Genomic DNA, 16326 nt, shown 5'->3' with positions numbered 1-16326 from the left:
AGATGAAACATACATATATATACATTATACTGGGATGGCTACTGTGCCTTCCAAGCTTAAGCTATGGTCAATTTTCAAGTGATTGTGAAGATGAACTCTGGTATCGTGATGCCGATGGAGATGGTTATGGACATCCCTTCTATGTCATATGTTCACCTACCCGTCCTACAGGATATATAAAAAGACGAAATAGTGATGAATGGGATTGTAATGATACCGATGGTACCATTCACCCCGGAGCTCCAGAGCGATGTGATGGAAAAGATAATGATTGTGATCTTCAAATCGATGAAGACCCTCTACCTGGTATTCCTGCCACCATATCAGTATCTAACCAGTGCGGAAAAAGCGTCTTAACCCGCGGTAATCCCCCTGGTGGCATTACCTGGTACTGGCAAAGCAGTGCCTCGGGAACAAGCACCTCATATTACAGCACTTCCATTACACGAACCAGTGGTAGTAGTTACTATCTTCGAGCTAGAGACAATAGCACTCGATGTTGGGGTCCCGCTAGAAAAGCAAACTACAGTATCAAAGCAGTTCCTGGGCCTCCTTCGGCTTCTGTATCCAATCAATGTGGAAGAGCGGTACTTACCAGAGGTAATCCGCCTAGCGGAGTGACCTGGTACTGGCAAAGCAGCTCAAGTGGCACCAGTACTTCAAATGCTTCTAAAACGATTAATCGAACTAGTGGAAGTCAATATTACCTCAGAGCAAGACACAATACCTCGGGATGCTGGAGCAGCATTAAAACCGTAAACTATAGTATTAAGGCGGTACCCACTATGCCTGCTGCACCTTCGGTATCTAATTCTTGTGGAAAATCAGTACTTACCAGAGGCAATGCTCCTAATGGAATCTCCTGGCATTGGCAAAGCAGTGCTTCAGGAACAGATACTTCCTTTGCAAGTACAGTACCTTCATTGACCCGAACCAGTGGTAGTCGTTATTACCTGAGAGCTAGAAATACCAGTACCGGATGTTGGAGTACCGCCAGAACGGTGAATTATAGTATTAAATCAGTACCAGAAATGCCAGCACTAGCAGTTTCTGTATCCAATCAATGTGGAAAAAGTGTATTGACCCGTGGCAATCCGCCTAGCGGAGTAACCTGGTATTGGCAAAATAGCGTGAACGGAACAATACGAAATTCAACTAGATCCGCTGCCACTTTTACCGTAACTAGCGGAAGTCGATATTACTTGCGGGGAAGAAACAATACAACACGTTGCTGGGGTCCCGCTAGAGCCGTGGATTACAATATTAAACCTTTACCTGCCACTCCTTCCGGTGTTTCGGTATCCAATCAATGTGGAAAAAGTGTATTGACCCGTAACAATCCCCCTAGTGGAGTTACCTGGTACTGGCAAAGCAATGCTACAGGAACCAGCACTGCAAATTCTAATACTTCCATTACCAGAACCAGTGGTAGTACCTATTATTTGAGAGCAAGAAACAATAGCAACGGATGTTGGGGAAACGCAAGAACTGTAAATTATGATATAGAAGAACTGCCTCCCGCCCCACAACAGCCAGGTATCGCCTATAATTGTGGAAATACAGTACTTACCAAAGCTACACTTGTTCCACTAGAGGTAACAACCTATTGGCAAAGTAGCCCTACAGGAACTAGTACTGCCAATGCCAATGCATCTATTACGCTTACTAGTGGTAGTGTTTATTATTTACGAAACAAAAGTAGTGTTACCGGATGTTGGAGTCCAGTAACTACAGTTAATTATTCGATCACTTCACCACCTACCTGGTATAAAGATGGAGATGGGGATGGCTTTGCCAGTACTACCAAAACACAATGTGGAAATCCTGGATCAGGGTATAGCCTCACGGTAAAACCTTTGGGGGATTGTAATGATAATAATGCTGCGATTCATCCCAATACGGTTTGGCACAAAGATAGTGATGGAGACGGGTTTGCAAGTACTACCAAAACACAATGTGGAAATCCTGGATCAGGATATAGCCTCACGGCAAAACCTTTGGGTGATTGTAATGATAGTAATGGTGCAATACACCCAAACACCAAATGGTATGCCGATACGGATAACGATAGTTTTGGAGATCCAAATACAGTAAAAACACAGTGTGAAGCTCCGGCTGGATATGTTCTTGGAAACAATCAGGATCAATGTCCAAACGAGTCAGGACCGTATAACGGATGTCGTTATCGCCCTTATCAACCAGTGATCTTAAGCAACGAAAACTATGTCTATACCAAGGTATATCAAACCGCGGTAACTGCTGCCAACCAGGTGACCTTTAACAAAGATGTTATTGAAAGTGTGGCCTATTACGACGGACTGGGAAGACCCAAACAACAAGTAGCGATCAAAGCTTCTCCTGATGCTCACGATATCATCACGCATATCCAGTACGATGCCCTGGGACGACAAGCCAAAGAACACCTACCTTTTACCCATGAAGGGAATGGGGCGTTTAAGGCTGTGAATATTACCAACGATATTAATAGTCATTATCTCAACACCTATGCGGCTGACTTTAATGGTATCACCGATCCAGCACAAGTAAATGCCTATAGTGAAAGTGTATTCGAAGCCTCACCGCTTAATCGGGTACTTGAGCAAGGCGCCCCAGGAAAGGATTGGAAAGCCGATCCCAATAGCAATGCAGATCACACCATCAAGTTTGATTGGGATACTAACACAGCCAATGAAGTCGTGCGTTTTGAGGTGGCCTTTACTAACAACAACACCGAAAAACCAACAGTATCACAACATGGTTTTTATGCAGCCAATGAGTTACAGGTAACCATTACCAAAGATGAAAACTGGACCGAGAACGATGGCAACAATCATACCACCAGGGAGTACAAAGACAAGTTAGGACGTGTGATCCTGAAAAGAACTTATAATGCCGCTGGAAGTAGTAATGCTACAGGTAATGACGATGGAAATCATGATACTTATTATGTCTATGATGATTATGGGAACCTTACTTATGTGATCCCTCCCAAAGTAGATGTATCCGATGGGGTTTCTGCTATCGAGCTTGCCGAGCTGTGCTACCAATACAAATACGATTATCGTAACCGACTGATCGAAAAAAAGATCCCCGGTAAAGGTTGGGAGTATATCATTTACAATAAACTAAATCAGATAGTGATGACTCAAGATGCTAACCAGCGAAAAGAGAACTCTGGTAAATCTTCTGATGAATGGTTATTTACCAAATATGATGCTTTTGGGCGTGTAGCATATACAGGGATCATAGCAGACGATCGTGACCATAGTGCGATACAAGATGAAGTAAACGCGTTAACTACTTCGTTATGGGTAGAAAGCAGTAACGCTGTGATGGTAGGCGGAGTAACGATGTATTATGATAATGGCGGTTACCCGAATACACAGAACGCTGAAGTATTAAGTATTACGTATTATGATGATTATGACTTTTTAGCCAGTGAAGATACTTTCTTTGACAATCCTAATACCGTATATGGGGTACCTGTATCAAATCAAACGAAGTCACTTATTACAGGAACCAAAGTAAAGACCTTGAATACTTCGTATTGGACCACTAGCGTAAGTTACTTTGATAACAAAGCAAGGCAGCTGTATGCAGCCAGTAGGAATGAGTATCTAAATACTACCGATGTGGTAGCAACTAAGCTTGATTTTGTCGGAAAAATAGAGAAGACCAAAGTGACCCATAAAAAAGGAAACAACGCTGCAATTATTACCGAAGATGTATTTGAATATGATCATATGGGTAGAGTTATCAAGCAAACGCAAATCATAAATGGCCAGGAAGAAGTGATAGCCGAAAATAGTTATGACGAGCTTGGGCAACTGGTGACTAAAAAAGTAGGTGGTGGCTTGCAAGAAGTAGATTATACCTATAATGTGCGTGGGTGGTTACAAAAGATTAATGACGATGCCAAAAACGATAATGATATTTTTGATTTTAAGATTGCCTATAATAATCCAACACACGGTGCTGTACCTTTGTTTAGTGGAAATATTTCTGAAACGGAGTGGAAGACTACTATCGATAATACTACACGGTGGTATGCATACGATTTTGATGCTTTAAACCGATTAACCACAGCCAATAGCCATAGCGGTAATTTTGATGTATCCAATATCACCTATGATAAAATGGGGAACATCTTATCGCTGGATAGAGTAGGTCATTTGGGAGCCTCTTCTTTTGGAAGTATGGATATGCTTACCTATGAATATGCAGCCACTAGCAACAAGTTACTATCGGTAACCGATGGCACCACAGCTGCTCAAGGATTTAATGATGTAAACAAAACCAACGATGACTACGACTACGATGCCAACGGCAACATGATCCTGGATCAAAACAAAGGCATCTCTGGCATTACCTATAACCATTTGAACCTGCCTGAAACAGTTTCGATAAGTAATAGCGAGGGTACAGGAACTATTTCTTATATTTACGACGCCACTGGAACGAAGCTATCAAAGATCGTAACAGAGGGAAGTTCTTTAATCACTGAGTATGCGGGTAATTATGTTTATAAAAATGGGAATCTGGAGTTCTTTAACCATAGTGAGGGGATTGTAGAAAAAGAAGCTGATGGGTATAAGTATGTGTATCAATTTAAAGATCACCTGGATAATATTAGGTTATCTTACAAGGATGCCAATAAAGATGGTACCATTACCCAGGATGAGATTGTACAGGAAAAGAATTATTATCCCTTTGGACTTGAACATCGAGGATACAACAATACTATTGTTGGTAGGGAGCATCCATATAAGTTTCAGGGAGTTGAATTGGAAGAAAGTTTAGATTTAAACTTGTATGAGATGGATTGGAGACAATATGATCCTGCTATAGGTAGGTTTATTTCTATTGATCCACTTGCAGAAGAAAGAAATTGGTTAACTCCTTACAACTTTGTTCAAAACAATCCTATTATAAGAGTTGACCCAAGTGGTCTATTAGATGATTATGGGATAGATCGTCAAGGAAATATTACTTTATTACAAGAAACAGATGATACTACCGATACCTTATATGCTGTTAATACTAACGAGAATGGAGAAACCGTAGTAGATGAAAGCAGGGGCTCTGTAACTGTTAATAAAGAAGAAGATGGAAGTAGTATTTTATCTCAATTATCTGATAATACAAGAACCGAAACTTGGGCAGTAGGAAATGATGCTACAGAGGAAGTAGACGTAGATATTGCTGTAACAGATGAGAAAAATAAAAATGATGTATTCAAGGTATTCAAATTTGCAGCAGATAACTCAAATGTAGAATGGAGTGTTGGAAAAATTGAATACGAAGGCTTAGGGATTAATTATCAAATAGGTACTTATCATAAGAATGACTTATCGCCTGGTATACAAAACTCCAAAATAGGAAACCCTCTTGGCTTATTACACTCACATCCAAATCAACCAACGGCAAAAGATAGAAGCGAAAGTCTTTTTGGAGATAAGTATGTAGGTCGTAGCTTTTTGAGGAGAAATGGTAGTTCGTTGCCTTATTTAATATATTTTCCAGATACTAAAAGTACAACTAAAATAGGGTTACCTAAAAACTCTCCTTCAAATGGAGTTACTGTAAAAAGAGGTCTAAAAAATTATAAGTTCTAAATATGAGAATTCATAAAGAAATAATTAAAATACTTACTATAGCTATTATTTTTACAAGTTGTAGTACATCTGATAAGGAAAAAGACAAACACGGCTTGAGTACTGATTTTTCAAAAATTATAAATGATTATGTAAATAAAAACCCTTTAAAGTTACCAATTAAAGGTAAATTATACGAAAATGGCTTTTCATATCCGTCATATCAAGTTTATTTTGACATAAAGGATAATGATAGTATAATAAGTATTATTCAAGTAGCTCATTTTAATGATACTAAGCCTTATAATTACAAAGTAAATAAAGGGGAAACAACTTATGAAGTTACAAAAGCTAAAGGTTCTTTTTTATATGAAGATAAATATCCAATAACAATTTTTGATGAAAATTCACTTGGACAAAGGTTTTACAGCGAAAAATTGTTATTAAAAGTTCCTGATAGCTTAAAGTTTAACAAACATAATTATCATATAAAGCCCAATAAACAGGATTATAAAATTAAACAAGGATTAATAACAAATTAAAGAAAGCCACCTTCGGGTGGTTTTTTTATGCTTTAATTTTTTTGAATTTTGTGTTACAAAATTCAAAAAAATAGATGTTTAAGATATAAATGGCAAAAACCCGATCGCGGTTACCTAAATAATTAGTAAGAGGGCACAAGTTGCAAACTTGCACCGGCAAGGGGTAACGAAAAATGAAACTCGTAGCACCTATCATTGGATAATTTTTAAGGAAAAACAAGCTTGAAACTCCGGCAGCTTATTATCCCATCAGAATGTGTTGCCGGAAAACCCGGCACGTTTTTCCGGGCCCGGAAAATGATCCCGGGTTTTCCGGGGCGTTTTTCCCAGGTGTAGAATCATTCTAAATAATTTAAGTTACATATAACCTATGAACCATGTATTGGTCATGCTACAATGAAAAAGTTTTAAGAACAGAGAATTTTCAAAATACACCCGTACTGCCATACAGCCTGGCGAAGAACAAGATCTCGATGCCATAGCTTAGAACTTATGTAGACCCGATAACGCATTCTATGGATAAAAATAAAGAAAAGGTTGCGTATGATTAATCATTAGACTGACTTACAACCTTTTGCATTGCTAGTTCACCACTAGCTACCAATGTACTACCTAAAATTAATCGTGCAACTTTTGGATTGCCCAAACCACTTTACTCTGTTTCGTGAAGCCAGGTTATAGATCGCATCTCGTATCATTCTAGGAACAAAGGCCAACAACGCTGCAACCAACCGCCATCGTGGAATTTTGGAAACAATTTTCAAGAAACCATCAGAGTGGGTATGTGAACCATTTTCATCGATAAGAATAACAGTTTCAAGGCGTTCTAGCGGATAGTTATATTGCTTCAGGAACCCTTGTCCTTTTGGTGATTGAAAAGGTACAAACTCAAAAATATCTTTGGGAGCAAATTTCAGTAACCATCCTACTACCCCATTGCATAAATTACATTCGCCATCAAAAATAATTGTGCTTTTTGCTCCTAAATTCTCCATGTCATTGGTTTTTAAATTGTTATACTTCTATAGTCGAACAACACCATCAATCATTTCAATAGCACGATGAGAATTTTGATAAATTTTGGGATTATGGGTGGCCATAACCACCGTTTTACCTTTTTCGCGGGTAATTTTTTTAAGAAGATCAAACACTATATCGGTATTTTTTTGATCCAGATTTCCGGTAGGTTCATCGGCCACAATCAAAGTAGGATCATTGATTAATGCCCTTGCAATAGCTACGCTTTGTTGTTGCCCACCAGACAATTTATAAGCCGATCGCGCAGCAAAATCGTTCATACCCATTTCTTTTAGCAACTGCAAAGCATCTTGTTTAATCTCTTCTTTGCTTTTGCTACCAAGCTTCATAGCGGGTAACATAATGTTTTGCAATACGGTAAATTCGGGTAGCAAATAATGAAACTGGTAGATAAACCCAATATGTTTGTTCCTAAAATTTGTAAGTGCCAAAGAAGACAATGTTTTACTCTCTTGCCCATGAATCTGTAGTGATCCTTCAAAATCTGTATCCAGGGTAGATAAGATATACAACAGCGTAGATTTCCCACTCCCAGATTCTCCATATATCGACACTAGTTCTCCTGGATTAAGCGCTAAAGAAACGTTGTGCAATACCTGATGCCGTTTGGGATCCTCAAAAAACTTATTAATATGTTGTGCCTTTAAAATCATATCCCTCTTATAATGGTTACCGGATCTACCTTACTGGCTTTTCTAGACGGAAAATATCCCGCCAATACCGTTGTGAGCAACCCAAAAAGAAGCCCCATAACATAATAGGCAACCTTAAAATTAATAGGATAGGTGTCTACAATAATAAAGTCTGAGGTATCTAGCGGTGTGGTCGAGATCATATAACTGATCAAATACCCAAAGACAACGCCAAAAAAGGCTCCCAGCAACCCTATGATTACAGATTGTACCAGGAAAATAAAAACCACATCGTTACTGGCGTATCCCATTGTTTTTAGTACGGCAATATCCTTTCTTTTTTGAATTACGGTGATATTCAAAATATTATAGATCCCAAATCCGGCCACCAAAAGCAGCGCAAATGATACCGACCAGGTAAGAATATCTCTCACTTTGTTTCCTATAACTATGGTTTTATTACTATCCTTCCAATCCTGAACGGTAATTGTATTCAATCGTTCTGCGAGAATTGTCTTCAGGCTTACATCGTTTCGATTCTTTAGTTTTACATGAACATGGGTACTCTTATTTTGCTGGCCCAACAGTTTTTGCAAGGTCTTTGCCGAGAAATAGGTACGTACATTGTCTATAGTGGTGATTCCAAAACTAAAAATACCCGCCACTTGAAGGTGGAGGCTTTTTCCATTGGGAAGGATCATTTTTAACTCATCTCCAACCGACACCTGTAGTCTTTTTGCCAGGCTCACCCCGAGTAAAATGGAATTCTCTTGATTGAGGCTCTGAAACCCTTTGCCTTCTATAAGTCTGCGCTCGATATCTACCATTTTATTTTCTTCTGAAGAAAACACACCATTAATACTGCCCGGTAATTGAGCTTGATTACTTACCAATATTGCTGGCGAAATCATTTGATGCGCATACGATTGGACATTCTCATCTTCAGAAAGCAATGTGTCTATACGTTCAAGGTTTTTGAGTGTTTTAATCTGAATTCCTAAACCACTCTTGGAAGATTGCTGATTTTTGGCTCCAATAATGATATCCGGACTCCCGTTGAATACCGCATCATCCAAAAAGTCATTTACTCCAGTCATGAAGTTTATCATCACGATAAAGGTCGTTACCCCAAGCATAACACCCATCGTAGCCAAAATACTTTGCTTTTTTCTGGCAAATAGATACTGCAAGGCAATAAAAACATTGGTTTTATTCAAAACGGTTTTAGACATACCTCATAGGTCGGGAAAGTATTGATGAGATTACAAAACTATCAGAAAAGACAAACTCCCTACCAAATCTTTACCCAGCATCTATTTACAGACCTTTTTACTCATTTTCCAGAAATTTCCCCTGTAAAAAAAGGGGTTTATTCCCGATACCGCCGCATAGGTATTTGATGTAAGTTTGTACCGATCAAAAAAGAACAACCTAACCTTAATAGAAAAGGAAAGGGATCAAAAGTTGAGTTTGTGTTAGTTAGGTAACCCCATAGGATTTTTCTTAAAACCCTGTGGGGTTATTTCTTTGTTCTCTTTTTAACATACTCATAGTACTTTGTTATAAACTCAAAAAGTTATCTTAAAACCTCTTTCTACAACAAAAACAGTTGGAAAACGTTATATATTGCAAGAAATTTTCACACAAAGAAATGAGCATATTACCGCAATATGGCCTAATACAGTATCGCAACGCTACCAGAATATATACAAAAACGGTTAACGAAAGCTTGCAACTATTTAAACAAGAGCCACGTGATCTAATGGTTTCTGTATTTATTTTTCATAAGCATGACGAGCTTGAGGAACTGGATAGTGCAATCAATTTTTTGAACAGCTTTGGTGAATTGGTCTATGCCGATTGGATCGATGAAGACATGTATGAAAACACCACCGAAGCTACCAAACGTATTCATATTACCATTAAAGAGAAAATAAAAGAAAACCAAAAGTTTATCTTTCTCGCTACCGAAAGTGCATTGAACTCTAAAATGGGAAAGTGGGTCCTGGGACAACTACATGGTCAAAAAAACCTGGATCATATTGCTATTTTCCCAATCCGCGGGGATTATAGCGATTATAGTGGCGAAGAATATCTTGGTAAATATCCTTATATCCACGAAATAGAGAGTGAGGTGTACGGCGTAGAATTCCCAGATCAAAGTACTATAGAACTAGGGACTTGGCTCTCGTCAAAATAGGCTATTTACAATGTCTTTGCTACTTTACTAACCGCCAAAATAGTTTCATCGAGATCTTTGTATGTCAATGCCTCAGTAATGAACCAAGTTTCAAAAGCACTTGGTGCTATATAGACTCCATTTTCCAGCATTCCGTGGAAAAACTTTTTGAACGTATCGTTATTACCATTGGCAGCTGTATCAAAATCGATTACAGCATCCTCAGCAAAATGCACAGAAATCATAGACCCTAACCTATTTATGGTATACGTGATATTATGCTTGTCCAAAGCCTCAGCTATCCCCTTGTGCAGATATTCGGTCTTATCGGCTATGCTTTTAAAAATATCTTGATTTGTATTAAGTTCGGTTAACATTGCCAATCCAGCAGCCATGGCCAATGGGTTACCGCTCAAGGTTCCGGCCTGATATACTGGTCCCAGTGGTGCCAAATGGTTCATGATTTCTTCTCTTGCAGCAAATGCTCCAACAGGTAATCCCCCACCAATCACTTTACCGAAGGTAACTATATCGGCATCTACCCCCAATACTTCTTGCGCACCCCCTTTGGCAAGTCTAAAACCAGTCATTACCTCATCAAAAATCAATAGTATATTATGAGTATCACACAAAGATCGAAGTCCTTCTAAAAATCCTTTTGCCGGTGGGATACATCCCATATTTCCTGCTACAGGTTCAATAATAATACAGGAAATCTCATCTTTATTAGAATTGATAATACCTTCTACATGCTCAAGATCATTGTAACGTGCTAGTAACGTATCCTTGGCGGTGCCTTGAGTTACTCCCGGGCTATTGGGACTACCAAAAGTTACAGCACCACTTCCTGCCTGTATTAAAAATGAATCACTATGGCCATGGTAACACCCTGCAAATTTGATGATTTTATCTTTTTGTGTATATCCTCTGGCCAAACGCACAGCACTCATACAAGCTTCGGTACCCGAGTTTACAAATCGAATCTTATCGATATTTGGCACCATTGCTACGGCTAGTTCTGCAATTTGCGTTTCGATTTCTGTTGGCATTCCAAAGCTGGTTCCTTTTTTTGCCTTTTCTACAACCGCATTGACCACAGGAGGATGCGCGTGCCCCAGGATCATGGGTCCCCACGAATTAATGTAATCAATTAATCGATTACCGTCTTCATCGTATAAATATGCTCCTTTGGCCTCTTTTACAAATATTGGGTCACCCCCAACTGCTTTAAAAGCTCTAACTGGTGAGTTTACTCCTCCCGGAATTACTTTTTGCGCATCTTTGAATAACGCACTACTTCTTTGGTAGATCATGTTTAGTTGAAATCTTCTTCCTCTTCTTCAGCCGTTACTCTAAGTACTTGACCGATTTTGATATTATTATCGACTAGATTATTGAATGCTTTAAGTTGGTCTACAGAAATTTGATATCTTCTTGATATAGAATATAAGGTATCTCCTTTTTGCACTAGGTGTCCTCCACTTTGAGAAACTCTAGAAACTGCAACCGCTACATCTTCATTCTTTTTGGGTCTTTTTCGATTTTTCCTTCCTAATACTTCATTATCAAATTCGTATAATCTGTATTTTTCTATGATCCCGATTAATTTAGCCGGATATTTTTTGTCGGTTGCATAGCCTGCTTCTTTTAATCCCCGAGCCCATGATTTATAATCCCGTTGATTGAAAGTAAATAATCGCGCATATCGTTTTCTATTCTTCAAAAACAACGAGTGATCTCTAAACGATTCACTGGCATGATCATATTTTCTAAAACATTCTTGCAAACGATCATCGTCATGATAGACACGATCACCTTTCCAGTCATGGCATTTTATTCCGAAATGATTTTTGGCCCTACTGGTAAGGTCTCCATATCCCGCTCCCGACTCAAGAATTCCTTGTGCCAAGGTAATACTTGCCGGTATTCCGTAGGTTTTCATCTCGCTTTTGGCAATACCCGAAAATTCATAGATATACTGTTGTACACGCTCTTTGTATGAAAGGGTTGTTGCTGGTTTTTTGGAAGAAATAGTAGGGAGTTCTTCTTTTACAACTTCTTTGGCATTCCTTTCTACCTTGGTAATCGAAGTTTGTTTTGGTGTTGATCTTTTGGTTCTTGAAGTAGAGGTTACTTTTTTGCTTCCCCCGCAGGAAATCAAAAATGCAGTCATACATACAAGTGCAATAAATTTCTTCATTTTAGCATCAAATTGTAATAAGGGGTAGCTTCTTTTTCATTAATTTTTTGTTCATCCCCGCGATACCTTGTAACCCTCCGGTATGCACGGCTAAAATACGAGTATTTTTTGGAAAAACACCTTTTTTGACCATGTCAAAAATCCCAAAAAGCATCTTGCCTGTATAAACGGGATCTAGTGGAATTTGTTGCTCGTCTTTGAACGAGTTTATAAACGCTATAAGCTCTTGATTTACTTTTCCATACCCCCCAAAATGGTAATCACAAACAAGATTCCAATTTGTTTTTGACGTGTATGCATTTATTGCTTCATCAAGAAAATTTCCTTTTAGAGCAGGAAACCCAAGAACTTTTTGATGATCTTTGGTACTATTAATGAGTCCCGAAATAGTGCCCCCGGTACCTACAGCACAACAAACAATATCATATGTATCGTCTATTGATGTTATTATTTCTTGACACCCCTTTATTGCCAAAGCGTTGGTTCCTCCCTCTGGAATATGATAAAATGACCCAAATTCTTCCTTTAATTGATGTAAAAACTCGCTGGCAGTCTTTTCTCTGTATTGCGTTCTACTTACAAACTTAAATCGCATATCGTTTTTTGAAGCAAATCGCAAGGTATCGTTCTCTAATAAGGTTTTACTGATATCGATACCCAGTTCATCCCCTCTTATAACACCGATAGTGCTTAACCCCATCATTTTTCCTGCTGCTGCAGTCGCGGCAATATGGTTACTATACGCACCTCCAAAAGTTAACACTCTTTTATAACCAAGTTTTTTGGCTTCAATAAGATTATACTTTAATTTTCTGAATTTATTCCCCGAAACCTGCTGATGTAACAAATCTTCACGCTTAACATCCAGGAAAACTTCGGAAGCCTCTAAAATGGGATCTGTAACTGATTGATTTTTTGAAGGTATTGTTTCCGAAGAAAAAATATGCATACAATTAACTTTTCTATGACCGCAAAAATACATTTAATTTATTTTTATGTATTTTTGGTCAACCAATTTACAATTCTTCTTAAATGCAAGGTAAAAAAACTTTTCTGGCGATATTCATTTTGGGGTTTTTAATGTTATTGATAACTGCTTGCAGCTCCTCAGAAGAGGAAATAATTGATCGGCCTATAGATTCGGGAGAAACAAATCCAGATGTAGCATCACCTGATCAAGATACTGAGCAAGAGCAAAATTTTATTTGGAAAAACTGGTACTTATCTGTACCTATTGACAGAGGAAATGGTAAGGCGACTTCGATCTACTATGAAGCCATAGAAAATAATACGTTAACCGATGATCAATTAGCGTATTTCTATAAAAATAATGATGGCAGCTATACTTTGTATACAAAGTTTACAGGGTATACCACATCTGGAGAATATGCTTTGGATCAAAAAAAATACTGTAGAACAGAATTAAGAGAATATTGGAGAGGCAACCAAACCACTTCAGACAATTGGTCTATGACTACAGGAACTCATATTATGGAATCTACTTTAAAAGTAAATTTCTGTGAAGGCAATAAACAAACGTATGTTGCTCAAATACATGGCATCAAAAATGAGGCCCTTGGTTTACAGAATTCTCCGGCAACAGTCAAAGTACAATGGTATGATGGCGATATTGTTATCGAATACTATAAAAAACCTGAAAGTGGTGAATGGACCAGTCAAGGAGATGGCAAAATTACCATCGGGAAGGTAGACAACGAAAAGTTTACCATCTTTTTGAAAATCGAAAATGGTAAATTATTGTACAAACTAATTTGTGGTGCCAAAAATATAGAAACAGCATATGTTACCGTATACGATTATGTTGGTAACGGTTATTCTTATGAAAACTATTTTAAAACGGGTAACTATTTTAAATGGGACGATGACTACACGCAATCTGCAGAAGTAATTTTATATAGTGTTAAAACCACTCATGACTAATCTCTTGAAAAAAATTACCAATACTTTGTGAAACTCCAGAGTTTTCTGTTTTTCAGGTAATACAGATCGTCTTCATTATAGTAAGCTTCTCTTTCAAAAGAAATATTTCTATAAGCGAGTTGTGAATTTCTATACTGAATAAGTCGTATAATATACTCGGTAAAGTAAAGAAGATAAAATGGCAGTACGAGCAATTCTGCTTGTTGTCTTATATGTATGCGTTCATGATTAATAAAAGCTTCATCTTCTTTCAGAAAAGAATCTTTGACCACAATAAATGGCCACAGAGCAATACCCACAAAGTGACGACCTATCAAATATTTGTTAACAACTATGCGCATATAACTGCAAGATACTATTTTTGTAAAAGATGAATAACTCTAAAAAAATAATAACTCCAAAAGAAGGAGATTATTATATTACCCCGGAAGGGTATCGATGTTTTACAGAACAATACCACTTAAGAAGAGGATATTGTTGTGAGAGTGGCTGCAGACACTGCCCATATGGCTATGACAAGAAAACAAATAGCTATTCTAAAAAATAGCCTTGCACTACTCTATATGGTATGATTATTGTGGGTTTTTAAAATAAAAAGGCTATTGTTAAACCATTAAAATTCAGGGATTATGAAATTTTTCTCTCTTTTATCATTAATCCTTATCATAACTTTAAGTTCTTGCACTACTGTGCGTGTTGCTTCAGATTATGATAAGCAGGCAAATTTCGACAGTTACAGAAGTTTTGCATTTTATAAACCGGGAATCGACAAAGCAGAAATAAACGACCTGGACAAAAAACGCATTTTACGAGCTATAGAATCAGATATGAAGGCAAAAGGATTTGCCAAGTCTAGTGACCCAGATATGCTGGTTAGTATTTTTACAAAAACCAGAGAAAATGTAAATGTTTACAACAACAACTGGAACTGGGGCTGGGGATGGGGTCCTGGTTGGGGTTATGGATGGGGTTGGAACCCTTGGTTTTGGGGTGCAAACAACAATACGGTCTCTCGTGTTACCGAGGGTACTTTGTATATTGATTTGATCGATGCATCCAAAAAAGAACTAATTTGGCAAGGTATGGGGACTTCTGCACTTACCAAAAATGTAGATAAGAAACAGGAAAAGATGAATGAGATTGTTTCTGCAATACTTAAAAAATACCCACCGCTTGCCAACAAGTAACAAAAATCTTAAAAATTGCATATAGCTCTTCTTTTCAGAAGGGCTATTTTTTTTCTGTACATTTATAGAGAACTTTACAAAATAAAAATATGCGTAATTTTCTATTAGGTGCAGCTATTATGGCACTTTTGGCTTTTGGAGTCAAGTATTTTATTGACCAATCCAATACTAGAAAAACAGAACTTGAATCTTCTGACCTTATCCTGGATCAAATGAAAAATGTTGGTAAACTTGTAGTAACCGAAGGACATTTTGCCGAAGTAATATCATATAAGGATAATAAAGGCTTTTTTTCGGGCCTATTTACCGCTACAAAAACTGCATTGGTTGTGGTTAATGCAAAAGTCCAGGTCTCATATGACCTAAGTAAAATTGATTATATCGTTAATAAAGACATTAAAACGGTTGTGATTACCAAAATTCCTGAGCCTGAAATCAATATTAATCCAGATATCAAATATCATAACCTGGCTTATGGTTTTCTTAATCAATTTGCTCCCAAAGATCATAATCTAATCAAAAAAAAAGTAATTGATCAACTTGAAAAAAAAGTACATAACTCTTCATTGGTTGCCAATTCTGAAAATCGACTAATTAGTGAACTCCAAAAAATATATATTCTTACGAATTCGCTGGGTTGGACACTAAAACACAAAAATACCATAATCGATACTCCAATTGCAATCGAGGAGATACTACCCTAGTGTTTATGGTTTGCAAATGTTTTATTCTAATATGATTGCCACCCCGAATCTAAAGATTCGGGATCCGTTTCACAAACTCAACCAACATGGATTCTGTATGCAATAATTTTTTTGATCTTATAAATGCGTAAACAGAACGGCAATATACTTTTAGGGTTGTATAAAAAAGATGGAAAGAGAAATCTCCTTCCATCTTACTATAAAATCTGTGTTTATAGAAATTTGTTTGTCCCTCAAACTCTACATCATTTTACAGATTATTATTTTGTTTACGTATCTAAAACGAACCAATGTTGAGATACCCTACCC

At 37.6% G+C, this 16326-nt stretch carries 14 protein-coding genes; 7 read left to right on the top strand and 7 right to left on the bottom strand.

From position 1 onward, the window contains the following. The first annotated feature begins 2 nt into the window (after positions 1-2). Both U6A24_RS08500 and U6A24_RS08495 read left to right on the top strand, forming a co-directional pair. Positions 3-5615 (top strand): DUF6443 domain-containing protein, encoded by a 5613-nt coding sequence (locus U6A24_RS08500; protein WP_324179521.1) that lies wholly within the window; start codon positions 3-5, stop codon positions 5613-5615. A gap of 2 nt (positions 5616-5617) precedes the next feature. Further along, positions 5618-6136, top strand: a complete 519-nt coding sequence (locus U6A24_RS08495) for a hypothetical protein (protein WP_324179520.1) — start codon at positions 5618-5620, stop codon at positions 6134-6136. A 608-nt stretch (positions 6137-6744) separates the two neighbouring features. Here the strand turns inward: U6A24_RS08495 and U6A24_RS08490 are convergent. The 3 genes from U6A24_RS08490 to U6A24_RS08480 are packed head-to-tail and all read right to left on the bottom strand — an operon-like array spanning position 6745 to position 9038. Continuing rightward, a complete protein-coding gene (locus U6A24_RS08490) occupies positions 6745-7131 on the bottom strand; it encodes a thiol-disulfide oxidoreductase DCC family protein (RefSeq protein ID WP_324179519.1) in 387 nt (128 codons plus the stop codon). 27 nt (positions 7132-7158) lie between these two features. Then, the gene (locus tag U6A24_RS08485; protein WP_324179518.1) at positions 7159-7827 is read right to left on the bottom strand and encodes an ABC transporter ATP-binding protein; all 669 of its coding nucleotides are present in this window, start codon (positions 7825-7827) and stop codon (positions 7159-7161) included. After that, positions 7824-9038 carry an ABC transporter permease gene (locus tag U6A24_RS08480; protein ID WP_324179517.1) on the bottom strand — a complete coding sequence of 405 codons (1215 nt, stop codon included), beginning with the start codon at positions 9036-9038 and terminating at the stop codon, positions 7824-7826. The genes U6A24_RS08485 and U6A24_RS08480 overlap by 4 nt, the downstream gene beginning before the upstream one ends. A gap of 419 nt (positions 9039-9457) precedes the next feature. Between U6A24_RS08480 and U6A24_RS08475 the strand changes: the two genes are divergently transcribed. Beyond that, entirely contained in the window at positions 9458-10006 is a 549-nt protein-coding gene (locus U6A24_RS08475; protein WP_324179516.1) for a hypothetical protein, read from the top strand. A gap of 5 nt (positions 10007-10011) precedes the next feature. Here U6A24_RS08475 and hemL read toward each other — a convergent pair whose 3' ends face one another. The 3 genes from hemL to U6A24_RS08460 are packed head-to-tail and all read right to left on the bottom strand — an operon-like array spanning position 10012 to position 13134. Further along, positions 10012-11298: a glutamate-1-semialdehyde 2,1-aminomutase gene (gene hemL / locus U6A24_RS08470; RefSeq protein ID WP_324179515.1), complete on the bottom strand. Its 1287-nt coding sequence runs from the start codon at positions 11296-11298 to the stop codon at positions 10012-10014. Between the two features lie 2 nt (positions 11299-11300). After that, positions 11301-12185, bottom strand: coding sequence for a glucosaminidase domain-containing protein (locus U6A24_RS08465; protein WP_324179514.1), 885 nt, complete (start codon positions 12183-12185; stop codon positions 11301-11303). Between the two features lie 7 nt (positions 12186-12192). Then, the gene (locus U6A24_RS08460) at positions 12193-13134 is read right to left on the bottom strand and encodes a 1-aminocyclopropane-1-carboxylate deaminase/D-cysteine desulfhydrase (protein WP_324179513.1); all 942 of its coding nucleotides are present in this window, start codon (positions 13132-13134) and stop codon (positions 12193-12195) included. An 83-nt stretch (positions 13135-13217) separates the two neighbouring features. Here U6A24_RS08460 and U6A24_RS08455 point away from each other — a divergent pair, with 83 nt between their 5' ends. Then, complete coding sequence (locus U6A24_RS08455) at positions 13218-14126, top strand: polysaccharide lyase family 7 protein (protein WP_324179512.1); 909 nt, start codon at positions 13218-13220, stop codon at positions 14124-14126. Positions 14127-14140: 14 nt separating this feature from the next. Here the strand turns inward: U6A24_RS08455 and U6A24_RS08450 are convergent, their stop codons facing one another. Continuing rightward, positions 14141-14467 (bottom strand): hypothetical protein, encoded by a 327-nt coding sequence (locus U6A24_RS08450; protein ID WP_324179511.1) that lies wholly within the window; start codon positions 14465-14467, stop codon positions 14141-14143. A 29-nt stretch (positions 14468-14496) separates the two neighbouring features. Here U6A24_RS08450 and U6A24_RS08445 point away from each other — a divergent pair, with 29 nt between their 5' ends. The 3 genes from U6A24_RS08445 (at position 14497) to U6A24_RS08435 (ending at position 16017) form a co-directional block, all read left to right on the top strand. After that, a complete protein-coding gene (locus U6A24_RS08445) occupies positions 14497-14673 on the top strand; it encodes a DUF5522 domain-containing protein (protein WP_324179510.1) in 177 nt (58 codons plus the stop codon). Between the two features lie 82 nt (positions 14674-14755). Beyond that, the gene (locus U6A24_RS08440) at positions 14756-15313 is read left to right on the top strand and encodes a DUF4136 domain-containing protein (RefSeq protein ID WP_324179509.1); all 558 of its coding nucleotides are present in this window, start codon (positions 14756-14758) and stop codon (positions 15311-15313) included. An 89-nt stretch (positions 15314-15402) separates the two neighbouring features. Beyond that, on the top strand, positions 15403-16017 hold the full coding sequence (locus U6A24_RS08435; protein ID WP_324179508.1) for a DUF4230 domain-containing protein: 615 nt from the start codon (positions 15403-15405) through the stop codon (positions 16015-16017). The last annotated feature ends 309 nt before the right edge of the window (positions 16018-16326 follow it).

Origin of the sequence: Aquimarina gracilis (assembly GCF_035285365.1) — a bacterium.
In the GTDB taxonomy this organism is placed as follows: Bacteria; Bacteroidota; Bacteroidia; order Flavobacteriales; family Flavobacteriaceae; genus Aquimarina; species Aquimarina gracilis.
The sequence above is the reverse complement of the archived record's forward strand: the minus strand, read 5'-3'. Positions and strand labels throughout refer to the sequence as shown.